Here is a 23,986-nt window from a genome sequence, read left to right as displayed (position 1 = left end):
TCGGGCAGGGGGGCCAAACGAAAGGGTAATGGGCCCGCGCGCCCCTTCCGTAAGGGAACGGGCGGTGTACGAACGATGGGGAACCGCCGCGCCACGCTCTGCTGTTCGGCTCTTGCGGAGGGTCACCGTCCGGATGCCCGGCCCCGGCGTGCGCTCCTCATGCACCCGTGCGCCCTGAGCTGCGCTCGGGCACCCAGTGCGACGGCCGGGTCACTTGGGCCCCGCGAGGGCCGAAGATGCGGGATCATTTCTGCCATGACCGAGGTGTCCTCGCTCACAGGGCGGCTGCTCGTGGCCGCGCCCGCCCTGGCGGACCCGAACTTCGACCGCGCGGTCGTGCTGCTCCTCGACCACGACGAGGAGGGCTCACTCGGCGTGGTCCTCAACCGCCCCACCCCGGTGGGCGTCGTGGACATCCTGGCGACCTGGGCCGGGCTGACCGGCGAGCCCGAGGTCGTCTTCCAGGGCGGACCCGTCTCGCTGGACTCGGCGCTCGGCGTGGCGGTGATCCCGGGCGGCGAGGGGCCTCTCGGCTGGCGCCGGGTGTACGGGGCGATCGGATTGGTCGACCTGGAGGCCCCGCCGGAGCTGCTGGCCGCGGCCGTCGGATCGCTGCGGATCTTCGCGGGGTACGCGGGCTGGGGGCCGGGGCAGCTGGAGTCGGAGCTGTCCGAGGGCGCCTGGTACGTCGTCGAGTCGGAACCCGGAGATGTCTCCTCGCCGCGCCCGGAGGGCCTGTGGCGTGCGGTCCTGCGCCGCCAGCGCAGCGAACTGGCCATGATCGCCACGTATCCGGACGACCCTTCGCTGAACTGATGTCCCGTCTTTCAGTACGCTTGGCGGTTATGAGCACTCTTGAGCCCGAGCGCGGGGCAGGTACCGGAACCCTCGTGGAGCCGACGCCACAGGTGTCGAACGGCGACGGCGACCACGAGCGCTACGCCCATTACGTCCAGAAGGACAAGATCATGGCGAGTGCCCTGGAGGGCACCCCCGTGGTCGCACTGTGCGGCAAGGTCTGGGTACCGGGGCGCGACCCCAAGAAGTACCCGGTCTGTCCGATGTGCAAGGAGATCTACGAGTCCATGGGCGCCGGCGGCGACAAGGACAAGGGCGGCAAGGACAAGAAGTAGGCGCAGCGGCCGGTACCGGCAGGAGCTGAACGACCCGGGAGAACCCCCGGGGCACGCATCCGCGTGCCCCGGGGGTTCTTCGTCGTCCGGGACCGGGTGCGTTGCACGGGCTGCTTCGCCGGGTCACAGAGTGGTGGAGACCACTTGTCGCCGCCCTGGTCCGCACCTACTCTCCTGCCTGTTGTGCAGAACGAAACGAGCGTTGCGTATGTTGCAATGCCTACCGGTAGGGGTTCCGGATGAAGCTTTCTGCCCGAATCGCCGCCCCGGCCGCGGCGCTGGTCCTGGCGGGCCTCACGGCCACCGCCTGCGCGCCGCAGACCTCCGACACCGGAGCCAAGGGGGACGAGAAGACCGGCACACTCCGCGTCTGGCTGTTCCAGGAGGTCGGCAACAAGCCCAAGGAGAAGGTCGTCGACACCGCGGTCGCCGCCTTCGAGAAGGCCCACGAGGGCGCGAAGGCCGAGATCGAGTACATCCCGGTCGAGACCCGCGCCCAGCGCGTCAAGGCCGCCTTCAACGACCCGAAGAGCGCCCCCGACCTCATCGAGTACGGCAACACCGACACCGCCGGATACGTCAAGGACGGCGGACTCGCCGACATCACCGGCGAGTTCGGCGACTGGGCGGACGCCAAGGACACCGACCCGGCCGCCAGGCAGTCCGTGACGGTCGGCGAAAAGGTCTACGGGGCCCCGCTCTTCGTCGGCGTACGCGCCCTGTACTACCGCACCGACGTCTTCGCGGACCTGGGGATCGAGGCACCCAAGTCCCAGGCCGAACTGATCTCCACCGCGAAGAAGGTCCACCAGGCGAAGCCCGGCATGTACGGGCTCGCCGTCGGCGGCGCCTACACCTACGGCGCGATGCCGTTCATCTGGGCCAACGGCGGCGAACTGGCCGACCGGGACGGCTCCTCGTACAAGGCGGCCATCAACAGCCCGAAGGCCCGCGAGGGCATCGAGGCCTACACCTCGCTGTTCGGCGACACCAACTGCCCGCCCGCCAAGTGCGCGGCCATGGGCGGCAACGCGACCGTCACCGCCTTCGCCTCCGGCAAGGCCGCCATGGCCATCGGCGGCGACTTCAGCCACGCCGCCGTGGAGGCCGGCAGCGTCAAGGGCAAGTACGCCGTGGTGCCGCTGCCGGGCGTCGCCGAGGGCTCCGTCGCACCCGCGTTCGCGGGCGGCAACAACATCGGCGTGCTGAAGAGCAGCAAGCACCGCACCCTGGCCGTCGCCCTGATGAAGGAGCTGACCGGCAAGGAGACCCAGGCACGGATGTTCGACGCGATGGGCTTCCTGCCGACCTACAGCGACGTACGGGCCGCAGCCGCGAAGCGCGAGCCGTTCGTCGAACCCTTCGTCAGGACGCTCGCCGCCGGAGCCAGGTTCGTCCCCGCGTCCCCGGCCTGGGGACAGATCGACTCCTCGCTGATCCTGCCCACGATGTTCCAGGAGATCGTCAGCGGCCGTAAGGACGTGGCGAAGGCATCGGACGACGCCGCGAAGAAGATGGACGCGGCGTTCGCCGACGCGGGCTGACGATGACCGCGAACAGCACGGCGTACCACGCGCCCCCCACGCCCGCGCCGGGCCGTCCCGCACGCTCCCCGCGCCGCCGCCCGGTCTCACCGGCCCGGCGGCCGGGCTGGACACCCTGGCTCTACCTGCTGCCCGCGCTCGTCCTGCTCGGCGGGCTGCTGGTCTACCCGATCTACCAGCTCGGCCTGATCTCCTTCCTGGAGTACACCCAGGCCCAGGTCAGCGGCGGCGAACCGGCCACCTTCCAGGGATTCGGCAACTACACGGCCCTGTTCGGCGACAGCCAGTTCTGGCAGGTGCTCGCCGCCACCGTGGTCTTCGCCACGGCCTGCGTCCTGGCCACACTCCTCGTCGGCTGCGCCCTGGCCGTCCTGCTGACCCGGATACGGGCCGTGCCCCGGCTCGCGCTCATGATGGCCGCGCTCGGCGCCTGGGCGACGCCCGCGATCACCGGGTCCACCGTCTGGGTCTTCCTCTTCGACGCCGACTTCGGCCCCGTCAACCGGATCCTCGGCCTCGGCGACCACTCCTGGACGTACGGGCGCTACAGCGCCTTCGCGCTGGTGCTCCTCGAAGTCCTCTGGTGCTCCTTCCCGTTCGTGATGGTGACCGTCTACGCGGGCATCCGGGCGATCCCCGCCGAGGTGCTGGAGGCGGCCGCGCTGGACGGCGCCTCGCAGTGGCGGATCTGGCGGTCGGTCACGGCCCCGATGCTGCGGCCGATCCTGACCGTCGTCACCATCCAGTCGGTCATCTGGGACTTCAAGGTGTTCACGCAGATCTACGTCATGACCAACGGCGGCGGCATCGCCGGACAGAACCTGGTGCTCAACGTGTACGCGTACCAGAAGGCGTTCGCGTCCTCGCAGTACAGCCTCGGCTCGGCGATCGGCGTCGTGATGCTGCTGATCCTGCTCGCCGTCACGCTCGTGTACCTGCGCCTGGTCCGGCGTCAGGGGGAGGAACTGTGAGCCCGCCCACCCTGTGGCGCGTCCGCCGGCCCGGCCGGCTCGCCGCCGAGGCGGCGGCCCTGCTGATCGCCGCCGCCGTCGCCTTCCCGCTCTACTGGATGGTGCTCTCCGCGTTCAAACCGGCGGGCGAGATCCAGTCCACGCACCCCAGGCCCTGGACCCTGTCGCCGTCCCTGGACTCCTACCGGCGGGTCTTCCAGCAGCAGGACTTCGGGCGCTACTTCCTCAACAGCCTGCTCGTCGCCGGCACGGTCGTCGTCGCCTCCGCGCTCATCGCCTTCCTGGCGGCCACCGCGGTCACCCGGTTCAGATTCCGCTTCCGCACCACGCTGCTGATCATGTTCCTGGTCGCGCAGATGGTGCCGGTCGAGGCGCTGACCATCCCGCTGTTCTTCCTGATGCGGGACTTCGGGCAGCTGAACACGCTCGGTTCGCTGATCCTGCCGCACCTGGCGTTCTCACTGCCCTTCGCCATCTGGATGCTGCGCGGATTCGTCCGGGCCGTGCCGGAGGCCCTGGAGGAGGCCGCTTACATCGACGGGGCGAGCCGCACCCGCTTCCTGTGGCAGATCCTCTTCCCGCTGGTCCTCCCCGGCCTCGTGGCGACCAGCGTCTTCTCGTTCATCTCCACCTGGAACGACTTCCTCTTCGCGAAGTCCTTCATCATCAGCGACACCTCCCAGTCGACGCTCCCGATGGCGCTGCTGGTCTTCTTCAAACCCGACGAGAACGACTGGGGCGGGATCATGGCAGCCTCGACGGTGATGACCGTGCCCGTGCTGGTCTTCTTCGTACTCGTACAGCGACGCCTGGTCTCCGGACTCGGCGGAGCGGTTAAGGACTGACGTCATGGACCTGGAACTGATCCCGGCGCCCCTGCGCGCCGACGACCGGGGGCGGTGCGGATTCGTCCTCGATCCGTCCACCACCATCGCGGCGGCCCCCGGCACCGAAACCACCGAGCGCTGGCTGCGCGCCACCCTGGGCGCCGCCTTCGGCCTGCCCCTCGCGCCCGGCACCGACACCGCCCCGCGCGCGATCGTGCTGCGCACCGACGACTCCCTGGAGCCCGAGGGCTACCGGCTGACCACCGGACCGGACGAGAGCGTCGCCATCACCGGCGGCAGCCCCGCCGGGGTCTTCTGGGGCGCCCAGACACTGCGCCAGCTGCTCGGCCCCGAGGCCTTCCGCCGGGCGCCCGTCGGCGAAGCCGCCACGGCCGGCTTCGGATTCACCGACATCGAGGACGCGCCCCGCTTCGGCTGGCGCGGCCTGATGCTCGACGTGGCGCGGCACTTCATGCCCAAGGACGACGTCCTGCGCTACCTCGACCTGCTCGCCGCCCACAAGCTGAACGTCTTCCACTTCCACCTCAGCGACGACCAGGGCTGGCGCGTCGAGATCAAGCGCCACCCGCGCCTGACCGAGATCGGCGCCTGGCGGGCCCGCACCAAGTACGGCCACCGCGCGTCCGAGCTCTGGGACGAGATGCCGCACGGCGGCTACTACACCCAGGACGACATCCGCGAGATCGTGGCGTACGCCGCCGCCCGGCACATCCGGGTCGTCCCCGAGATCGACATCCCGGGCCACTCGCAGGCCGCCATCAGCGCCTACCCGGAGCTCGGCAACACCGACGTCGTCGACACCGCGGCCCTCACCGTCTGGGACGACTGGGGCGTCACCCCGAACGTCCTGGCCCCCACCGACCACGTCCTGCGGTTCTACGAGGGCGTCTTCGAGGAACTCCTCGAACTCTTCCCGCCGGAGACCTCGCCGTTCGTCCACATCGGCGGCGACGAGTGCCCCAAGGACCAGTGGAAGCAGTCGCCGGCCGCCCAGGCCCGCATCAAGGAACTCGGCCTCGCCGACGAGGACGAGCTCCAGTCCTGGTTCATCCGCCACTTCGACACCTGGCTCACCGCGCGCGGCCGCCGGCTCATCGGCTGGGACGAGATCCTGGAGGGCGGCCTCGCCCCCGGCGCCGCCGTCTCCTCCTGGCGCGGCTACGCCGGCGGCATCGCGGCCGCCGAGGCCGGGCACGACGTGGTGATGTGCCCCGAGCAGCAGGTCTACCTGGACCACCGTCAGCACGGCGGCCCCGACGAGCCGATGCCCATCGGATACGTCCGCACCCTGGAGGACGTCTACCGCTTCGAACCCGTTCCGCCGGCCCTGGGCGAGGAAGCGGCCCGGCACGTCCTCGGCACCCAGGCCAACGTCTGGTCCGAGGTCATGCAGAACCGCTCCCGCGTCGACTACCAGGTCTTCCCCCGTCTCGCCGCCTTCGCCGAGGTCGCCTGGTCGGCCCTGCCCGCCCCCGCCGAACGGGACTTCGCCGGCTTCGAGCGCCGCATGAACGCCCACTACGCCCGGCTCGACGCGCTCGGCGTCGGCTACCGGCCGCCGTCCGGCCCGCTGCCCTGGCAGAAGCGCCCCGGCATTCTCGGACGCCCGATCGAGGGAGCACCCCCGAACGTGTGAGCCAGGCCGCAACGCCCTCTCCCGCCACCACGGTCCCTGCGACCGTGGTGGCGGCGTCATGAAGCGGGGTACTCCCGGAACGGATGAAGCCGTACGAGTACACAGAAGACCGGCAAAGGGAACTCACCGCCGAACAGTCGGGAAACCGGGACCATTACCCTGACTGCGGACGGATGCTCCCTTCGCGGACCTGCGCGTCGGGCCGGTCCGAAGATGTGCCAGAGTTGCCACGTCCGGGCTTCGAGCACGTACCGTACGGCGAAACAGGCGGGAGCGCCGGGACACCGGGAAGGGGCAGCTGGGTTGACCACGCACGCACCGCAGGCGGCGCAGTCCGTCACGCTGCCTGCCTCACTGGACGAGGCCGTGGCGGCACTCGGCGCCATGCCGGCCGCCGTCCCCGTGGCAGGCGGCACGGACCTGATGTCGGCCGTCAACAAGGGGCTCCTGCGCCCCTCCGGTCTGGTCGGTCTCGGCCGGATCAGTGAGCTGCGCGGCTGGCACTACCAGGACGGTCACGCCCTGCTGGGCGCCGGCCTGACCCACGCCCGCATGGGACGGCCCGACTTCGCGGCCCTCATCCCCGCGCTCGCCGCCTCCGCGCGTGCCGCGGGCCCCCCGCAGATCCGCAACGCCGGGACGCTCGGCGGCAACATCGCCACCGCCGCCCCGACCGGCGACGCGCTTCCGGTGCTCGCCGCGCTGGAGGCCGAACTCGTCATCGCGGGACCCGGCGGCGCCCGCCGTGAGATCCCGGTCTCGCACCTGCTGGCCGGGCGCGAGATGCTGGAGCCCGCCGAGCTGATCGGCTTCGTCCGCGTGCCCCTGCTGCACGCCCCGCAGGTCTTCCTCAAGGCCACCGGGCGCACCGGCCCCGGCCGCGCCACCGCCTCCGTCGCGATCGTCCTCGACCCGGCCAGGCGCGGGGTGCGCTGCGCGGTCGGCGCCATCGCGCCGATGCCGCTGCGCCCGCTGGAGGCCGAGCGCTGGATCGCCTCGCTGATCGACTGGGACGGGGCGCGCGGCCTCGCGCCCGACGCGCTGGCCGCCTTCGGCGAGTACGTCGCGGCCGCCTGCATCCCGGACCAGGAACCACCCGCCGACGGGGGCCAGGCACCGCCGCTGCCCCCCGCCGTACTGCATCTGCGGCGCACCGTCGCCGCGCTGGCCCGACGCGCGCTGGGGAGGGCACTGTCGTGAGCAAGGAGAACCCCGCCGAGCAGCACGGCGGCTGGGAGCCGACCCCGCAGGGCGGGGAGTACGACGGCGAGGCGACCGCCTTCGTCCACCTGCCGCCGGAGGATCTCGCGGACATCCCGCTGGCCGCCCCCGGCCACGGATACGTGCCGCCGATGATCCTGCCGCTGACCCCCGCCGCCGGGCTCGACCCCGCCGCCACCGGCAACTGGGCCGTCCAGCCCCCGCCGCCGCAGGCCGGGCAGCAGGAGCACGGCACGCAGGCGCAGCCGCCCGCGCAGGGCGCGGTGCACTGGCCCGACCCGAACCAGCAGTCCGGCTACGGCTACCCGCCCCCCGGGGCGCAGCAGCCGCCGAGCCCCTACCAGGAGCCGTACGCGGGCGACCCGGCCGCCACCGGTCAGTGGTCCGTCGACGCCACGGCCTGGCCGCCGCCTGCCCCGGAGGCCCCGGAGACCCCGGCGTCCGGGCCGCTCTCCGACGACTCCGGCGAGCTCTACACCGCCCCGCCGGCCGCCGACTGGTACGCGGACCGCCCCGCGACCCTGCCGGGCGGCGCGACCGCGCCGTGGGCGACGCGGGAACCGGCGCCGGAGCCTTTGGCGCCGGAGCCTCCGCCGGCGGAGCCTTCGGCCGCGGAAGCGGAAACGGAAGCCGAAACGGACGCCGAAGCGGAAGCGGAACAGGCCGCCGAGAACGCGCCCGATGCCGCCGCCGCTGATGACGCGCCTGCCCGGAGCCGCGAAGACGCTCCGTCGGACGCGCTCTCGGACGCGCTCTCGAACGTCCCCTCCGACGCCACCCCGGGTGTCCCGTCGGAACTCCCCGAGGCGCGGCCGGCCGCCGGAGAGCAGCCCGAAGCCGCCGAACGGCCGGCACCCGCATCCGTACCGGCGGACGAGGACGTCGTCCCGGACGCCGGACCGGAGCCCGTGGCGGAGGCGTCCGACACCCCGCCCGCCGCCGGGCCCCCGCTGCCCAGCGAGCACCCCGCCGCCTCGTACACGCTGCACGTGAACGGCGTGGACCGGCCCGTCACCGATGCCTGGATCGGTGAGTCGCTGCTCTACGTGCTGCGCGAGCGCCTCGGCCTGGCCGGTGCCAAGGACGGCTGCTCGCAGGGCGAGTGCGGGGCGTGCAACGTCCAGGTGGACGGCCGTCTCGTCGCCTCCTGCCTGGTCCCCGCCGCCACCACGGCCGGCAGCGAGGTCCGTACGGTCGAGGGCCTGGCCGTCGACGGGGAACCGTCCGACGTGCAGCGGGCGCTGGCCTCCTGCGGGGCCGTCCAGTGCGGCTTCTGCATCCCCGGCATGGCGATGACCGTCCACGACCTCCTGGAGGGCAACCACGCCCCCAGCGAGCTGGAGACCCGCCGGGCGCTGTGCGGCAACCTCTGCCGCTGCTCCGGCTACCGGGGCGTCCTGGACGCCGTCAACGAGGTCATCGCCGGCCGCGAGGCCGCCGCCGAGGCCGCCGCGCCCCCGCCGGAATCCGCGGAACCGGAAGAGGCCCGCATCCCGCACCAGGCGGCGCCCGGCGCGGGTAGTGTGCAGGCCCACCAGCAGGACGGAGGCATGGCGTGAGCAACGACGCGGCCACGGCGATCAGCATCCCGTCACTGGACGGCCCCGGCGGCCCGGAGGCCGAGCGCCCGCTGCTGGGCATCGGCGCCTCGCTGCCGCCGGCCGACGCCCGCGCCAAGACCGAGGGCACCTTCCCGTACGCCGCCGACCTGTGGGCCGAGGGCCTGCTCTGGGCGGCCGTCCTGCGCTCCCCGCACGCGCACGCCCGCATCCTGTCCATCGACACCTCGGCCGCCGTGGAGATGCCGGGCGTCCGGGCGGTCGTCACCCACGAGGACATCCCCGGCGAAGCCCTGTACGGCCGCAAGGTCGTGGACCGCCCGGTCTTCGCGTCCGACCTGGTCCGCCACCACGGCGAGCCGATCGCCGCCGTCGCCGCCGACCACCCCGACACCGCCCGGCTGGCCGCCGCCGCCATCGCCGTCGAGTACGAGGTGCTGGAAGCGGTCACCGACCCGGAGAAGGCCTTCGCCGCCGAGCCGCTGCACCCCGACGGCAACCTCATCCGCCACATCCCGCTGCGCTACGGCGACCCGGAGGCGGCCGGCGAGGTCGTCGTGGAGGGCCTGTACCGCATCGGCCGCCAGGACCCGGCCCCGATCGGCGCCGAGGCCGGGCTCGCCGTGCCCCGGCCGGACGGCGGCGTGGAGCTCTACACCGCCTCCACCGACCCGCACACCGACCGCGACCTCGCCGCCGCCTGCTTCGGCCTGGAACCGGACCGGGTCAAGGTCGTCGTCACCGGAGTGCCCGGCGCGACCGGCGACCGCGAGGAACCCGGCTTCCAGCTGCCGCTCGGCCTGCTCGCCCTGCGCACCGGCTGCCCGGTCAAACTGGCCGCCACCCGCGAGGAGTCCTTCCTCGGCCACGCCCACCGCCACCCGAGCCTGCTGCGCTACCGCCACCACGCGGACGCCGAGGGCCGCCTGGTCAAGGTCGAGGCCCAGCTCCTGCTGGACGCGGGCGCGTACGCCGACTCCTCGTCCGAGTCCCTGGCCGCCGCGGTCGCCTTCGCCTGCGGCCCGTACGTCGTCCCGCACGCCTTCATCGAGGGCTGGGCCGTCCGTACGAACAACCCGCCCTCCGGCCATGTCCGGGGCGAGGGCGCGATGCAGGTCTGCGCCGCCTACGAGGGCCAGATGGACAAGCTGGCCGCCAAGCTGTCCATCGACCCGGCCGAGCTGCGGCTGCGCAACGTCCTGTCCACCGGCGACATCCTGCCCACCGGGCAGACGGTCACCTGCCCCGCCCCCGTCGCCGAACTCCTCAGCGCGGTACGGGACTTCCCGCTGCCCGCGTTGCCCAAGGACGACCCCCAGGACGACTGGCTGCTGCCCGGTGGCCCCGAGGGCGCGGGCGAGCCGGGCGCGGTGCGGCGTGGCGTCGGGTACGCGCTCGGCATGGTCCACATGCTCGGTGCCGAGGGCGCCGACGAGGTGTCCACGGCCACGGTCCGGGTCCACGACTCGGTCGCCACCGTCATCTGCGCGGCCGTCGAGACGGGCCAGGGCTTCTCGACACTGGCCCGCCAGGTCGTCCAGGAGACCCTGGGCGTCGAGGAGGTGCACGTCGCCTCCGTCGACACCGACCAGCCCCCGGCGGGCCCGGCCACCCACGGACGCCACACCTGGGTCTCCGCCGGCGCCGTCGAACGCGCGGCGAAGATGGTCCGCACCCAGCTCCTCCAGCCGCTGGCCCACAAGTTCGGCATGTCCACGGAGCTGCTCCAGATCGCCGACGGCAAGATCACCTCGTACGACGGGGTGCTCTCCACGACCGTGGCGGAGGCGCTGGACGGCAAGGAGCTGTGGGCCACCGCCCAGTGCCGCCCCCACCCCACCGAACCCCTGGACGGGTCCGGCCAGGGCGACGCCTTCGTGGGCCTGGCGTTCTGCGCGGTCCGCGCGGTGGTGGACGTCGACATCGAGCTCGGCTCGGTCCGGGTGGTCGAGATGGCGGTCGCCCAGGACGTCGGCCGCGTCCTCAACCCCTCCCAGCTGGCGACCCGCATCGAGGCGGGCGTCACCCAGGGCATCGGCGCCGCCCTCACGGAGAACCTGCGCACCGCCCGCGGCCTGGTCCGCCACCCCGACCTCACCGGGTACGCGCTGCCGACCTCCCTCGACGCCCCGGAGATCCGCATCGTCGAACTGATCGAGGAGCGCGACGTGGTGGCCCCCTTCGGCGCCAAGCCCGCGTCCGCGGTCCCCGTCGTGACCTCCCCGGCCGCGGTCGCCGCCGCGGTCCGCTCGGCGACCGGCCGCCCGGTCAACCGCCTCCCGATCCGCCCGCAGGCGGCGGTGGCGGCGCCGAAGGTCTGAGCGGTCCGTAGACGCAACCCCGGTGGCGGTCGGTGACTGAGTATCCGTACTCAAGTCACCGGCCGCCACCGGGGTTAATTTGTGGCGGACCTGCGACCGAGGGGGGAAGCATGGGCACGCCGATCAGCGGCGGCACGCGAGGACTCTGGATCGATCCGCACGAGGTGGGGAAGGCGGCCAAGGCCGCCGACAAGGTCGCCGAGGACGTACCCGGCGACATCAAGGGCTTGTTCGCACCGACGGACGCGGCGGTGACGGGGCTGGCGGGTTTCCAGTCCGCCCACGCGCTCGACGAGTGCGTGGAGGCATGGACGAAGGCGCTGCGCGCGCTGGCGGGCCTGGTGGGGGGCGCCGCGGACGCGGTACGCGAATCGAACAACGGCTTCGCGCACGACGACCGGCAACGGCGCGAGGCGTTCCTCGGCCCCTACGCGCCGGGCGCCGAGCCGCCGGACATGTACTACTCCTCGTACACCCCGTACACCCCGGACTTCACCACCCCGCCGTCGGCGAACGGGGGGCGCTGAGATGCGGTTGCCCGAACTCCGTGACGCGGAGCCCCTCCTGATGACCGACGCGGGCGACGCCTGGTCCGCGCTGGCGGAGAGGATCACCACGCGGGCCGGCGAGTTCGGCACGTACCTGCACCGTCCTCTCGTCGAGGAGCAGGCGTGGGGCGGGATCACCGCCGAGTCCGTCGCGGAACGGCTCGGCCGGATCCGGTCGTACATGAACGTCGCCAAGACGGAACTCGACAGCGTGTGCACCGTGCTGCGGGCCTGCGGCGAGGAACTGATGAACCAGCAGGACCTGCTCAAGACCGCGCTCGCGGACGCGTCCGGCGCCGGCTACAAGGTCGCCGACGACGGCTCGGTCACCGCCCCCACTGTCGACACCGCCCACATGGCGCCGGGCGACGTCGGGATGATGCACCGGGACCAGGCGGCCCGCGCCCAGGAGTACGCCGACCGGATCGCCGATGCGTGGCGCGGGGCGCAGGCGGCGGACAAGGCGTACGCGGCGAGGATCAAGCTCTTCACCGACGCGGCCGAGCGGTGCGCCAAGGGCGACTGGTCCCGTCTTCTGATGGAGCTGGCGACGGTGAGCGCGCTCGACAACGAGCTGCTGACCAGGCTCGGCATGCCGGACGCCAAGGCCCCGGCCGACGCCGTCCAGTCCTGGTGGTCCTCGCTCTCACCCGCGCTGCGGGCCGAGCTGATCCAGAACCACCCGGAGGTGATCGGCAACCGCGACGGCATCCCGGCCGTCGACCGGGACCGGGCCAACCGCACGTACCTGCCGATCCTCCTGGACAGCCTGGAGGCCCAGTACGCTGCGGCCTCGGGGGACGAGGCGGCGGCGCTCAAGGACAAGATCGAGGGCGTGAAGGGGATCCAGCAGCAGTTGGACCAGGACCGTGAGTTTCGCCCGTACCTGCTGGGTCTCGGGGCTCAGGGCAACGGTCGGGCCATTGTGTCGTTCGGCAACCCGGATACGTCGCAGAACGTGTCCGCGTACGTGCCGGGTCTCAATACGAAGCTCAGTGGCCATTTCGCGTCGGCGGACGTGGAACGCGCGTGGAATGTGGCGCAGATGGCGCACGACAAGTACCCGGGCACCACGACCGCGTCCATCGTCTGGCTCGGCTACGACGCACCGCAGTTGGACGGCTTCACGTGGTCGTCCACCGAGGTCACGCGCGAGGGTGACGCCAAGGAAGGTGCTCCGGCCTACAACAGCTTCCTGAACGGCATTCGTGCCACGCACGAATCCGGATCGCCGCATGTGACGGCCATCGGCCACTCCTACGGATCTCTGACCGTGGGCCAAGCCACCCAGTTGCCCGGCGGAATCCCCGCCGACGATGTGGTCCTTGTGGGCAGCCCGGGCGTCGGCGTCGACCGGGCCGCACATCTGGGTGTGGGCGCCGACCACGTCTACGTCGGTGCGGCGGAGAATGATCAAGTGACCGACCTGACGGCGGCACCTCCGGGGAGAGAGTACGGGGGCGAGAAGCGCAACTGGTTCGGCACCGACCCGGCCGACAGCCACTTCGGAGGGCATCACTTCAGCGTCGCAGCCGGCGAGGACACCGGCATTGTGGGACTTGTGACCGGAAATACCCCAGCGCATTCGATCTATTTCGATCCGAAAGAGGGGGGCAACTCTCTGTACAACATCGCGAGCGTCGTAGCCGGTCACGGTGAGGCGATCAAGACGACGGCACCGAGGTGACGAGTGTGAGGAGGTCGGTGCGGCTGCTGGGCTGTGTGCTTCTGGCCGTGTTGCTCACTGCTTGTCGAGTCGAGAAGGATCAGGAAGAACCCAAAATGGACATGCAGCAGGCGGGTCAGCGCGCGGAGGCGATTCTCGATGGCACGATGGCGGCGATCCAGCCGCCGGTGGAATGGGTCCGAGGGTCAACGTCGGAATCGCCGTGCAGCACCGGCCTCAATGAGCCGACCGGGACGACGACCGTCATGCGTGGCAGAAACATCCTTACCGTGATCTCCGAGCATCGACGTGGCGAATTGCTGGAGATGGTCCAGCGGTACTGGGAGGATCAAGGGTTCCGGGACTTCGACATCGACCACGACAAGAAGATGCCGCAGATCCGTGCCACGGCTGCCGACGGACTCACCGTGATCCTGGACGTCGGCAATATCGGCAATGTCTACATCCACGCCGGGTTCGGGTGTGCGCAGGACTCCGAGATGACCTACCCGGAGGGGACGCCCGGCCGGCCAGGGGGGCCGAAAAAGGTGGAGCGGATTCCCCGGGAGCACTCGCCCTACTGGTCCGTCACCGGTCCGTGAGGAAGCCGGTGCGGCTGCTGGGCTGTGTACTTCTGGCCGTGCTGCTCACTGCCTGCCAGGGTGGCAAGGAAAGGGAAGACCCCCAGATGAACATGCAGCGAGCGGGGGAGCGGGCGGAGGAAATCCTGGACGGCACGATGGCGGCGATCCGGCCGCCGGTGACGTGGTCCTACGGGAACCCTTCGGACACGGCGTGCAGCACCGGTCTCAACGAGCCGTCCGGCACCACGACCGTCTTCCGTAGCCGGAACATCACCACCGTGGTTTCCGAGCAGCGGCGGGACGAGCTGTTGAAACAGGTCCGGCAGTACTGGGAGCAGCAGGGCGCACGGGGCTTCACCGTTCACTCCGGCAAGGGAATGCCGCGTATGCGGGCCCGGACAGCTGACGGATTCGCTGTCATCCTGCAGGTCGGCAGCATCGGAAACGTTTTCATCGAGGCGGGTGCCGGCTGTGTCGCGGATTCCGCAATGACCTACCCGGCAGGGACACCCGGCCTTCCAGGCGGCCCCGACGAGCCGGACCTCAGGCCCCGGGAGCACTCGCCCCACTGGTCCGTCACCGGTGTGCCGCGCTGACCCGTAACGCCGCACCGCCCGCCCCTCGGAGTGAGGGGCGGGCGGTGGTGTGGAGACCGTGACCGGATTCGAACCGGTGTAACTCGAGTTGCAGTCGAGCCCCTGAGCCTCTCGGGCACACGGTCCTGCGTGGTGTCGCTGGAATGAAGGTAGGCCCGGACGGGTGGGGTGCGAAAGGGTGCGTGGCGGTGTGCAACGCGACTGCCATGCCGCGTTCACGATCCGGGCGCCGGGCCTACGACCAACGGTGGAGCGCGGGGGCGACTTCCGACAGGGCCCATCGTGGGTTTCGCCCCTTACTCTTGGCTCATGACCGCCCTGGAACCGCGTGACGCCGATGTCTCGCCCCTCATCGAAGCCACCGACGGCACCGGCCCCATCGATCACACAGACCCCTCCGGCCCCGCGTCGCCGGAGGGGGTTCTCGGGCGGACCTACCGGGCGCTGAGCATCGGCATCGTCTCCGTGGTGTTCCTGATCGCCTTCGAGGCGACCGCCGTGGGGACCGCGATGCCGGTCGCCGCCCGGGAGCTGCACGGCATCCCGCTGTACGCGTTCGCGTTCTCGGCGTACTTCACGACCAGCCTCTTCGCGATGGTGCTGTCCGGGCAGTGGGCCGACCGGCGCGGGCCGCTGGCCCCGCTGGCCGCCGGGATCAGCGCCTTCGCGGTGGGGCTGCTGCTGTCCGGGACCGCGGGCTCCATGTGGATGTTCATCGCGGGCCGGGCCGTGCAGGGGCTCGGTGGCGGGCTGGTGATCGTCGCGTTGTACGTGGTGATCAGCCGGGCCTACCCGGAGCGTCTGCGGCCGGGGATCCTGGCCGCGTTCGCCGCGAGCTGGGTGATCCCCTCGGTCGTCGGGCCGCTGGCCTCCGGAAGCGTCACCGAGCACCTGGGCTGGCGCTGGGTCTTCGTCGGCATCCCGGTCCTGGTCGTCTTCCCGCTGGCGCTCGCGCTGCCCGAGATCCGGCGCATGGCGTCCGGGCCCGCCGACCCGGCGGCGCCCGTCGAGCCGTACGACCGCCGGCGCATCGCGCTCGCGCTGGGCATCTCGGTGGGCGCCGGGCTGCTCCAGTACGCCGGTCAGGAGCGGAACTGGCTCTCGCTGCTGCCGGCCGCCGCCGGGGTCGCGCTGCTCGTCCCCGCGATCCGGGGCCTGCTGCCCCCGGGCACGGGCCGCGCGGCGCGCGGGCTGCCGTCGGTGGTGCTGCTGCGCGGGGTCGCGGCCGGGTCGTTCATCGCCGCCGAATCGTTCGTCCCGCTGATGCTGGTCACCGAGCGCGGCATGTCCCCGACCCTGGCGGGGCTCTCCCTCGCGGCCGGCGGCGGTACGTGGGCGCTGGGCTCCTACGTACAGTCCCGGCCCCGCCTGGAACCGCATCGCGAGCGGCTGATGGTCGGCGGCATGATCCTGGTCGCCGCCGCCATCGCGGCGGCCCCCGCCGTGCTGATCCACTCCGTGCCGGTCTGGACCGTGGCGGTCGCCTGGACCTTCGGCTGCTTCGGCATGGGCATGGTGATCGCATCGACCAGCGTCCTGCTCCTGAAGCTGTCCGCCCCCGAGGAGGCCGGCGCCAACTCGGCCGCCCTCCAGATTTCCGACGGCCTCTCCAACGTCCTCCTGCTGGCCGCGGGCGGCGCCGCGTTCGCGGCCCTCGGCGGCGGCGCGGTGGACGCCGCCCACGAGGCGGTGGAAGCGGGCTCCGCCACCTCACACCCGGCCGCGTTCGCGGTGGTCTTCCTGCCGATGGCGGCGGTGGCCCTGGCGGGGGCGTGGGTGGCGGCGCGGGTGCGGACGACGTAACTGGTGCCAGTCCGGCCCCAGGCGGCGTAGCGTTTCGGTACGGCTATGAACCTGCGCCTCCGCGACGACCAGACCGAAGCCCTCAAGCAGCGCGCCGAGCAGGAGGGCACGAGCTTGCACGCCATAGTGCTCCGGGCCGTGGACGACTACCTGGCCCGGACCGCTCAGCAGGCCATCGTCCGCCGGACCGCCAAGGAGCAGGCCGCCAAGTGGGGCGAGCTCATGGAGCGGCTCAAGTGAGCTGTGTCCACCCGAGCTCCGAGGACATCCTCGTCATCGCCGAGCACGCCTGCCCGGACATGCAGATCGTGCTCCGCGACGTCGGCCTCCTGGAGTCGGCGGCCCACCGGCCGTCGGCGTCCATGTTCGGCCAGGAGGCATATCAGGAGGCATATACGGACGTTATCGACAAGGCGGCCGCACTCCTGCAGTCCCTGGCGATCAACCATCCGCTCTTCGACGGCAACAAGCGCACCGCCTGGCTGTCGTGCGTCACCTTCCTCGCCATGAACGGGGTCGGTCTCCGCCCCGATATCGACGCGGCGGAACGCCTCATCATCGCGGTCGCGACGGGCGAGACGGACGAGGTGAAGGTCATCTCCCAGGGCCTTTGCGACCTGACGGCCGACCCCGTGTGAGAGCCGTCGCAATTCCGTGCGGGGCGGTGCGGTACGCGGCGGAGCCGGGTGCCGGTCCCGGTAGGGTGGCCCGGTTGTCGTATCGCGTGCGGGGCCGGCCCGGCCCTTGCGGACAGCGCCACACGTACCCGAGAGACCCGAACCGGAGACCGTGACTACTACCGCCTCCCACCACCTCTCACCCGCCTTTCCCGGCCGCGCCCCCTGGGGCACGGCCGGCAAGCTGCGAGCCTGGCAGCAGGGCGCCATGGAGAAGTACATCCAGGAGCAGCCGCGCGACTTCCTCGCGGTCGCCACCCCCGGCGCGGGGAAGACCACCTTCGCGCTGACCCTCGCGTCCTGGCTGCTGCACCACCACGTCGTGCAGCAGGTCACCGTCGTCGCACCCACCGAGCACCTGAAGAAGCAGTGGGCGGAGGCGGCCGCCCGGATAGGGATCAAGCTCGACCCGGAATACAGCGCGGGGCCGCTGAGCAAGGAGTACCACGGGGTCGCCGTCACATACGCCGGCGTCGGGGTGCGCCCGATGCTGCACCGCAACCGGTGCGAGCAGCGCAAGACCCTGGTGATCCTGGACGAGATCCACCACGCCGGTGACTCGAAGTCCTGGGGCGAGGCCTGCCAGGAGGCGTTCGACCCGGCGACCCGGCGGCTCGCGCTCACCGGTACGCCGTTCCGGTCGGACACCAACCCGATCCCGTTCGTCGTGTACGAGGAGGGCAACGACGGAATCCGCAGGTCCTCGGCCGACTACACCTACGGCTACGGCAACGCCCTGGCCGACGGCGTCGTGCGCCCGGTGATCTTCCTCAGCTACAGCGGCAACATGCGCTGGCGCACCAAGGCCGGCGACGAGATCGCCGCCCGGCTCGGCGAGCCGATGACCAAGGACGCCATCGGGCAGGCCTGGCGCACCGCGCTCGCGCCGACCGGCGAGTGGATCCCCAACGTGCTCAGCGCCGCCGACAAGCGCCTCACCGAGGTCCGCAAGGGCATCCCGGACGCGGGCGGGCTCGTCATCGCGACCGACCAGGAGTCGGCGCGCGCGTACGCCAAGATCCTGAAGAAGGTCACCGGGGAGACACCGGCCGTCGTCCTCTCCGACGAGAAGGCCGCCTCCAAGAAGATCGACAAGTTCAGCGCGGACGACTCGCGCTGGATGGTCGCCGTCCGCATGGTGTCCGAGGGCGTCGACGTGCCCCGCCTGGCCGTCGGCGTGTACGCCACCACCATCTCGACGCCGCTGTTCTTCGCCCAGGCCGTCGGCCGCTTCGTGCGCTCCCGCAGGCGCGGCGAGACCGCGTCCGTCTTCGTCCCCACCATCCCGATGCTCCTCGACTTCGCCAACGAGATGGAGGTCGAACGGGACCACGTCCTCGACAAGCCCAAGAAGGGCAGCGACGAGGAGAACCCGTTCGCCGAGGAGGACCAGCTCCTCGCCGACGCCGAGAGGCTGGAGGACGAGGAGACCGAGGAGCAGCTGCCCTTCGAGGCGCTGGAGTCCGACGCGGTCTTCGACCGGGTGCTGTACGACGGCGCCGAGTTCGGCATGCAGGCGCACCCCGGCAGCGAGGAGGAGCAGGACTACCTCGGCATCCCCGGGCTGCTCGAACCCGACCAGGTGCAGCTGCTGCTCCAGAAGCGGCAGACCCGGCAGATCGCGCACAGCCGGCAGAAGCCCGCGTCGGAGGCCGACCTGCTGGAGAAGCCGGCCGAGGACCGGCCGGTCGTCACGCACAAGCAGCTGCTCGGCCTGCGCAAGCAGCTGAACACCATGGTCTCGGCCTACACCCACCAGAGCGGCAAGCCGCACGGCGTCATCCACACCGAGCTGCGCCGGGTCTGCGGCGGGCCGCCGAGCGCGGAGGCCACGGCCGGGCAGATCGAGCAGCGCATCAAGAAGGTCCAGGAGTGGGCCACCCGGATGAGGTGAGCCCCGTACGGCACACGTGCGGGCACCGGCCCGGGGCAGGGACGGCCGTCCCCGCCCCGGGCCGGCGTCATACCGGGCCCGCTACCAGACGAACGGCGCGGACAGGGCGGACGTCGCCACACACGGCACGGTGGCGGACGTCGGGGACGAGGCCACGATCTGCAGTGACCAGTTGGAGGCGCCCGGGGGAGTGGGCAGCACCACGGAATCGGTGCTGTCCCCGGCCGCGAGCGTGCCGGAGGTGAGCTTCAGCGGTCCGAGCGTGATCGGATTGCCGCCGCTCAGACCGGGGTTGGTCTTCGCGGAGAACTGCACCTGACTGGTGACACCGCCCGAGCTCTTGGTGAGCTTGAGCGTCGTCGTGATGCTGTTCGGGTCGGCACTCGTGCCGGCCGGCATCGTGATCGCCGTGGACGTGACCTTGATGGTCTTGCCCGAGGCGCCGTCGGCGGCGGTCAGGGTGGCGAGACCGCTGCCCCAGGAGCCGCAGTCGTAGGTGGCCGTCGCCGTGAGCGGGGCCACCGCCGACGCCGTGGGGGCGGACAGGGCGAGCAGCGCTCCGGTCGAACACGCCGCCGCCAGGACCAGCGGCAATCGTCTTCGGCCCGGCGCTCTCGAAGCGCGTGAAGAGATCGACATGACGGGTGGAACTCCTTCCGGTTGAATTCCGCGGATTCGCCGTACGCGCCGTGTGCGATGCCTTGCTCGTACGTACGGATCTGCGTGCCGGGCCCGGCATGTCGGGTGCAGTGAAACGGTGATCTTCGAAGAAGTCAACAGGCGTGCGGGGGCGCTGCGGAAAACCGTCGGGAATTCCTTTCGGGGGCGGCCGGAGCGGCTCCGAAAAGGATCAATTCGGTGTCTCTTGACTTCTCTGGACGCGGCCTCCTCAATGTGCGCAATCAACGCTCCAGGAAAGGGTGTCAGGTGATCCGACGACGAAGACCCGGAGTGACCGGGCTGCTCGCTGCCTGCTTCGTGCTGTCGCTGGGCTGCGCCGGTGCCTCGGCCTCCCCGCGCCCGGTCCCCCTTCCGGAATCGGCGGCGGGGACGGTCACCCCGACCGTCCACTGCACCCTGCCGGCCGGGCAGGGCGAGGCGACCGGGCCGCAGCAGATGGACGTGGAGCTGTCGCCCGCCGTCGTCGAACCCGGCGGCAAGGTGCATGCCAAGGTGACGCTGGGCCCGTCCCCGGCCACCAGCGCGCTCGCCCTCGCCGAAGTGCCGACGATCCCCAGCATCGACCTCGCGATGTCCGGCGGCGCCACGGGTACGGTCACCGTGCGCGGCCCCGAGATCGTCATGGACATCCCGGCCGGGGTGCCCATCGAGATCCCGGCGTACGAGGGTGACTTCCTGGTCCCGGCGGACGCGTCCGGAGACATCGCGTTCGCGGTGGTCCGCACGCTGACCCAGACCAAGGTGCTCGGCTCCGTCTTCGAGACGCCCTGCGACATCGTCGGCGGCGAGGCCGGTGTCGGCACCGTCACGGCGGAGGGCTCCGCATCCGACCCGGCCACTCTGACCGCTCCCGCCGACCCGGTACGCCCCAACACCGCGGTCAGGCTGAGCGGTTCCGGCTGGACCCCGGACGCCTCACCCGTGCCGTCGCTGTGCGCGGCCGGCGGCGGAGGCTGCGACCCGCTGAAGTTCACCTCGCACACCCTGCGGATCGACGCCTACGGGACCCTCACGGGCACCGCGACCCTCGGCGAGGCCGGGGCGGTGCCGAACGGTTCGTACCTGGTGAAGGTCGGCGACGGTACGAAGGAGGCAACCGCCCCCCTCACCGTCGAGGCCGTCGCGGCCGGCAACCGGGAGATCGCGCTGACCCCCGACAGCGGCCCGGTCGGCGGCGTGATCACCGTCAGCGGCCGCAACTACAACCCCGACCGCTGGATCAACGTCATCGGCCTCGACGCGTCGGGCACCGCGCTCGACGACAGCGCGGTCTACGTCAAGAGCGGCGCGGACGGCACCTTCGCCGTCGACTTCACCGTGATCTCGGACGCGGTGACGGCCGTCCAGGCGGACGAGGGCAACGACCCGGCGACCGTACGCACCGCGCCGTTCACCGTCACCACCGAAGGCGGCGGGGGCGGCGGCGGTACGGCCGAGCAGCGCCTGACCACCGAGATCAGGGCCGGGACGCTGTCCATGACCCAGGACGGCGATTCCGTCGACTTCGGTACGACGGTGCTCGGCGAAGGCGGCGGGGTGCAGCGCGCCCGGCTCAACCGGGTGGAGGTGGAGGACGCCCGGGGCGTCAACAGCGGCTGGTCCCTCACCGGCACCCTGACCGCCTTCACCAGCGCGGGCGGGGACACCATCCCGGCCGGAGCCGTGCGCTGGGCACCCGCCTGCACCCCGCAGGACGGCAGCGTGGGGACCCCGGTGGCCGGATCGCCCACCACGCTCGGCGGCGAGGCGGCGAGCCTGTGCCGGATGAACCCGGACGGATCACGTCCGTTCACCGGCGGAAAATTCGACGCCGACGCGGGACTCGCACTCACCGTTCCCGAATTCACCCGCCCCGGAGATTACAGCGCAACGCTCACCCTGACCCTGCTCTAAAGGGGCCGGGAAAGATCCGCCGACGCCCGCCTGTTCCGTCGCCCGTTCCGTACGGCAATGGAACGGGCGGGCGCCGCCATTTCGCCCCGCATTCGGGGTCTCCGCATTCCCCTTTCCTTCGGAGGAGCCACATGTTCGCGCAGCGCGGATCCACCGGCGGTCCCGGCCGCCGCCCGGCTTTATGCCGGGCCGTCGCCCTCGGCGCCACAGCCCTACTCGTCTGGACCGGCGGAGCCGTCGCCCTCGCCCCCGTCGCCCACGCCGGCACCATCACCCCCACCGTCCACTGCACGCTGCCCGCCGGCCAGGGCCAGGCGGACGGGCCGCAGGAGTTCGGCGTGGAGCTGACCCCCGACGTGGTCGACCCCGGGGGCAAGGTGCACGCCAAGGTGACGCTCGGCCCGTCCCCCGCCACCAGCGGGCTCAGCCTCAGCGACGTACCGACCACCCCGAGCCTCGACCTCGCCATGTCCGGCGGCGCCACCGGCACGGTCACCGTCACCGGGCCGCAGATCAACCTCGACGTGCCGTCCGGCAAGCCGATCGAGATCCCGCCCTACGAGGGGGACTTCCTCATCCCCGCCGACGCGAGCGGGCCCATCACCTTCACCCCGCTGCGCAACCTCACCCGCACCAAGGTCCTCGGCTCCACCTACGAGACCACCTGCGCCATCACCGCGGGCGGCGGGCCCGTCGGCACGGTGACGGCGGAGGGCAGCGCCGGGAAACCGCCCACCCTGATCGCCCCCACCACACCCGTCCGGCCGTCCACGGCCGTCACCCTCTCCGGCAGCCGCTGGACCGCGGGCGCCACCCCCGTGCCCTCGCTCTGCGCGGCGGACGGCGGCGGCTGCGACGCCGGGAAGTTCGCCGGCTCCACCCTCGCCATCGACGGCTCCAGCCTGCTGACCGGCAACGCGGTCCTCGCGGAGGCCGGCGCCGTGCCGGACGGCTCGTACCTCCTGAAGGTCGGCGACGGTACGAAGGAGGCGACCGCGTCCCTGACCGTCCAGTCCTTCGTCCCCGCCGGGCCCCGCACGATCGCGCTGTCCCGGAGCAGCGGGCCCGTCGGCAGCGTCGTCACCGTCACCGGTAGCGACTACTACCAGGACCGGTGGATCAACACGGTCGGTCTCGACGCCACCGGGGCGACGCTCGACGACACCGCGGTCTACGTCAAGAGCCGGCCCGACGGCACGTTCTCGGCCGAGTTCACCGTCTCCGACCCCGCCGTCGCCGCCGTCCAGGTGGACGAGGGCAACGACCCGGCGACCGTCCTGACCACCCCGTTCACCGTCACCGAGGCCACCGCGACGCTCTCGGCCGGTGCCGCCAAGGTGAAGCCCGGTGCCACGATCGGGGTGTCCGGTGACGGCTGGCCCTCCGGCGTCGCCCCCTCCGCCGCCCTGTGCGCGGCCGACGGCAGCGGCTGCGACGCGGCCGGGATCAGCGGCTCCACCCTGCGGATCGCCGCCGACGGCACCCTCGCCGGTACGGTCACCCCGGCCGGTTCCACCCCGCGCGGGGTCTACGCCCTCCGGGTCACCGCCGGAGTCTCCGAGGCACTGACCCAGCTGACGGTCTCCCCGACGTTCGTCGTCCTCACCCCGGACGCCGGGCCGAAGGGCACCGCCGTCACCGTCCTGGGCCAGGGCTTCGCGAAGGTGGCCACCGTGTCGATCACCGGGCTGCGGGCGGACGGCTCCAGGACCTCCGACCCGGTGCGGACCAAGGTCGTCGGGCTCGACGGGGCGTTCTCGCAGACGTTCACCGTGGGCGCGGCCGACACCGTGGCGATCCAGGTCCGCGAGGTCCTCGTCAACCCCCGGACCGAGACCGCCGCGTTCACCGTCCAGGACGGCACCGCGCCGGCCGGCGCGTCCTTCGCGCTCTCGCCGCCCGAGGGGCCGCCCGGCACGGTCGTCCAGGTGACCGGCAAGGGCTTCGCCCCCGTCGCCACGGTCTCCGTCACCGGGCGCACGGCTTCCGGGGACCGGACCTCCGACGGCTACGTCACCCGGGTCATCGGGCTCGACGGCACCTTTGCCCTCAACTTCACTGTGCGGGACCCCTCGACGAGGTCGATCAGAGCCTGCGAGGTCCTCGTCAACGGAAAAATCGTCCAGAAAATGTTCACGGTGAGTTAACGGCGGTTTACATCCCGTCTACGGAGCGTCGCGAGGGGAGTCGGCCGACATGGACGCGCGTAGATGCGCCGTGATCGGCCGACGCGCCGCTGACCGGCGCTTATGCTCCCGCGGCGCGGCCGCGTCCTTGGAGGAGACCGGATTCTGGACGAGGTCTTCCGCTGAGCGGACTCGCTCGCTACTGTCCCAAAAATGTGAACGCCCCGTGGCAACGCCGCCGCGGAGCAGCCGGTGCCTTGGCCAGGCCGGCGGCCTCTCCGTGCG

General features: G+C 71.8%; 20 protein-coding genes and 1 tRNA gene. 19 read left to right on the top strand and 2 right to left on the bottom strand.

Going from position 1 to position 23,986, the window contains the following annotated elements; translation table 11 throughout:
• The first annotated feature begins 255 nt into the window (after positions 1-255).
• From P8A18_RS11860 to P8A18_RS11800, 13 genes are all read left to right on the top strand, one after another.
• Positions 256-816, top strand: a complete 561-nt coding sequence (locus tag P8A18_RS11860; RefSeq protein WP_018555931.1) for a YqgE/AlgH family protein — start codon at positions 256-258, stop codon at positions 814-816.
• 29 nt (positions 817-845) lie between these two features.
• Entirely contained in the window at positions 846-1,133 is a 288-nt protein-coding gene (locus P8A18_RS11855; protein WP_026250415.1) for a DUF3039 domain-containing protein, read from the top strand.
• Positions 1,134-1,372: 239 nt separating this feature from the next.
• Positions 1,373-2,677 carry an extracellular solute-binding protein gene (locus tag P8A18_RS11850; protein WP_306054001.1) on the top strand — a complete coding sequence of 435 codons (1,305 nt, stop codon included), beginning with the start codon at positions 1,373-1,375 and terminating at the stop codon, positions 2,675-2,677.
• A gap of 2 nt (positions 2,678-2,679) precedes the next feature.
• Complete coding sequence (locus tag P8A18_RS11845; RefSeq protein WP_306053999.1) at positions 2,680-3,648, top strand: carbohydrate ABC transporter permease; 969 nt, start codon at positions 2,680-2,682, stop codon at positions 3,646-3,648.
• A complete protein-coding gene (locus P8A18_RS11840; protein WP_306053997.1) occupies positions 3,645-4,493 on the top strand; it encodes a carbohydrate ABC transporter permease in 849 nt (282 codons plus the stop codon). Before P8A18_RS11845 ends, P8A18_RS11840 begins: the two co-directional genes overlap by 4 nt.
• A gap of 4 nt (positions 4,494-4,497) precedes the next feature.
• Positions 4,498-6,132 carry a beta-N-acetylhexosaminidase gene (locus tag P8A18_RS11835; protein ID WP_306053996.1) on the top strand — a complete coding sequence of 545 codons (1,635 nt, stop codon included), beginning with the start codon at positions 4,498-4,500 and terminating at the stop codon, positions 6,130-6,132.
• A gap of 303 nt (positions 6,133-6,435) precedes the next feature.
• Positions 6,436-7,332 carry an FAD binding domain-containing protein gene (locus tag P8A18_RS11830; RefSeq protein ID WP_018555925.1) on the top strand — a complete coding sequence of 299 codons (897 nt, stop codon included), beginning with the start codon at positions 6,436-6,438 and terminating at the stop codon, positions 7,330-7,332.
• Positions 7,329-8,912 (top strand): 2Fe-2S iron-sulfur cluster-binding protein, encoded by a 1,584-nt coding sequence (locus tag P8A18_RS11825; RefSeq protein ID WP_306053994.1) that lies wholly within the window; start codon positions 7,329-7,331, stop codon positions 8,910-8,912. The genes P8A18_RS11830 and P8A18_RS11825 overlap by 4 nt, the downstream gene beginning before the upstream one ends.
• On the top strand, positions 8,909-11,233 hold the full coding sequence (locus tag P8A18_RS11820; RefSeq protein WP_306053992.1) for a xanthine dehydrogenase family protein molybdopterin-binding subunit: 2,325 nt from the start codon (positions 8,909-8,911) through the stop codon (positions 11,231-11,233). Before P8A18_RS11825 ends, P8A18_RS11820 begins: the two co-directional genes overlap by 4 nt.
• Positions 11,234-11,343: 110 nt before the next feature.
• On the top strand, positions 11,344-11,760 hold the full coding sequence (locus P8A18_RS11815) for a hypothetical protein (RefSeq protein ID WP_306053990.1): 417 nt from the start codon (positions 11,344-11,346) through the stop codon (positions 11,758-11,760).
• A gap of 40 nt (positions 11,761-11,800) precedes the next feature.
• Positions 11,801-13,468 (top strand): alpha/beta hydrolase, encoded by a 1,668-nt coding sequence (locus P8A18_RS11810; RefSeq protein ID WP_306053988.1) that lies wholly within the window; start codon positions 11,801-11,803, stop codon positions 13,466-13,468.
• A gap of 17 nt (positions 13,469-13,485) precedes the next feature.
• Positions 13,486-14,049 carry a hypothetical protein gene (locus tag P8A18_RS11805; protein ID WP_306053986.1) on the top strand — a complete coding sequence of 188 codons (564 nt, stop codon included), beginning with the start codon at positions 13,486-13,488 and terminating at the stop codon, positions 14,047-14,049.
• 8 nt (positions 14,050-14,057) lie between these two features.
• Positions 14,058-14,627: a hypothetical protein gene (locus P8A18_RS11800; protein WP_306053984.1), complete on the top strand. Its 570-nt coding sequence runs from the start codon at positions 14,058-14,060 to the stop codon at positions 14,625-14,627.
• Positions 14,628-14,677: 50 nt separating this feature from the next.
• Here P8A18_RS11800 and P8A18_RS11795 read toward each other — a convergent pair.
• Positions 14,678-14,752, bottom strand: a tRNA-Cys gene (locus P8A18_RS11795).
• A 184-nt stretch (positions 14,753-14,936) separates the two neighbouring features.
• Between P8A18_RS11795 and P8A18_RS11790 the strand changes: the two genes are divergently transcribed.
• From P8A18_RS11790 to P8A18_RS11775, 4 genes are all read left to right on the top strand, one after another.
• Positions 14,937-16,430 carry an MFS transporter gene (locus tag P8A18_RS11790; protein WP_306053983.1) on the top strand — a complete coding sequence of 498 codons (1,494 nt, stop codon included), beginning with the start codon at positions 14,937-14,939 and terminating at the stop codon, positions 16,428-16,430.
• A gap of 45 nt (positions 16,431-16,475) precedes the next feature.
• Positions 16,476-16,670, top strand: coding sequence for a CopG family transcriptional regulator (locus P8A18_RS11785; RefSeq protein ID WP_306053981.1), 195 nt, complete (start codon positions 16,476-16,478; stop codon positions 16,668-16,670).
• Complete coding sequence (locus P8A18_RS11780; RefSeq protein WP_306053979.1) at positions 16,667-17,068, top strand: type II toxin-antitoxin system death-on-curing family toxin; 402 nt, start codon at positions 16,667-16,669, stop codon at positions 17,066-17,068. The genes P8A18_RS11785 and P8A18_RS11780 overlap by 4 nt, the downstream gene beginning before the upstream one ends.
• A 151-nt stretch (positions 17,069-17,219) precedes the next feature.
• Positions 17,220-19,001, top strand: coding sequence for a DEAD/DEAH box helicase (locus P8A18_RS11775; protein WP_037711330.1), 1,782 nt, complete (start codon positions 17,220-17,222; stop codon positions 18,999-19,001).
• An 81-nt stretch (positions 19,002-19,082) separates the two neighbouring features.
• Here P8A18_RS11775 and P8A18_RS11770 read toward each other — a convergent pair whose 3' ends face one another.
• Positions 19,083-19,640 carry a hypothetical protein gene (locus P8A18_RS11770; RefSeq protein ID WP_306053976.1) on the bottom strand — a complete coding sequence of 186 codons (558 nt, stop codon included), beginning with the start codon at positions 19,638-19,640 and terminating at the stop codon, positions 19,083-19,085.
• 288 nt (positions 19,641-19,928) lie between these two features.
• On the opposite strand from P8A18_RS11770, the gene P8A18_RS11765 reads away from it, so the two are divergent.
• Complete coding sequence (locus P8A18_RS11765) at positions 19,929-21,575, top strand: WxL domain-containing protein (RefSeq protein ID WP_306053974.1); 1,647 nt, start codon at positions 19,929-19,931, stop codon at positions 21,573-21,575.
• A 131-nt stretch (positions 21,576-21,706) separates the two neighbouring features.
• Positions 21,707-23,722, top strand: a complete 2,016-nt coding sequence (locus P8A18_RS11760) for a hypothetical protein (protein ID WP_306053972.1) — start codon at positions 21,707-21,709, stop codon at positions 23,720-23,722.
• Positions 23,723-23,986 lie beyond the last annotated feature (264 nt).

The organism is Streptomyces sp. Mut1, assembly GCF_030719295.1.
Taxonomy (GTDB): domain Bacteria; phylum Actinomycetota; class Actinomycetes; order Streptomycetales; family Streptomycetaceae; genus Streptomyces; species Streptomyces castrisilvae.
The sequence above is the reverse complement of the archived record's forward strand: the minus strand, read 5'-3'. Positions and strand labels throughout refer to the sequence as shown.

Bases quoted from the DNA above. Each gene is read 5' to 3' on its own strand.
- P8A18_RS11860 (WP_018555931.1), top strand. From the start codon at position 256: ATGACCGAGGTGTCCTCGCTCACAGGGCGGCTGCTCGTGGCCGCGCCC.
- P8A18_RS11855 (WP_026250415.1), top strand. From the start codon at position 846: ATGAGCACTCTTGAGCCCGAGCGCGGGGCAGGTACCGGAACCCTCGTG.
- P8A18_RS11850 (WP_306054001.1), top strand. From the start codon at position 1,373: ATGAAGCTTTCTGCCCGAATCGCCGCCCCGGCCGCGGCGCTGGTCCTG.
- P8A18_RS11845 (WP_306053999.1), top strand. From the start codon at position 2,680: ATGACCGCGAACAGCACGGCGTACCACGCGCCCCCCACGCCCGCGCCG.
- P8A18_RS11835 (WP_306053996.1), top strand. From the start codon at position 4,498: ATGGACCTGGAACTGATCCCGGCGCCCCTGCGCGCCGACGACCGGGGG.
- P8A18_RS11815 (WP_306053990.1), top strand. From the start codon at position 11,344: ATGGGCACGCCGATCAGCGGCGGCACGCGAGGACTCTGGATCGATCCG.
- P8A18_RS11810 (WP_306053988.1), top strand. From the start codon at position 11,801: ATGACCGACGCGGGCGACGCCTGGTCCGCGCTGGCGGAGAGGATCACC.
- P8A18_RS11790 (WP_306053983.1), top strand. From the start codon at position 14,937: ATGACCGCCCTGGAACCGCGTGACGCCGATGTCTCGCCCCTCATCGAA.
- P8A18_RS11785 (WP_306053981.1), top strand. From the start codon at position 16,476: ATGAACCTGCGCCTCCGCGACGACCAGACCGAAGCCCTCAAGCAGCGC.
- P8A18_RS11770 (WP_306053976.1), bottom strand. From the start codon at position 19,640: ATGTCGATCTCTTCACGCGCTTCGAGAGCGCCGGGCCGAAGACGATTG.
- P8A18_RS11760 (WP_306053972.1), top strand. From the start codon at position 21,707: ATGTTCGCGCAGCGCGGATCCACCGGCGGTCCCGGCCGCCGCCCGGCT.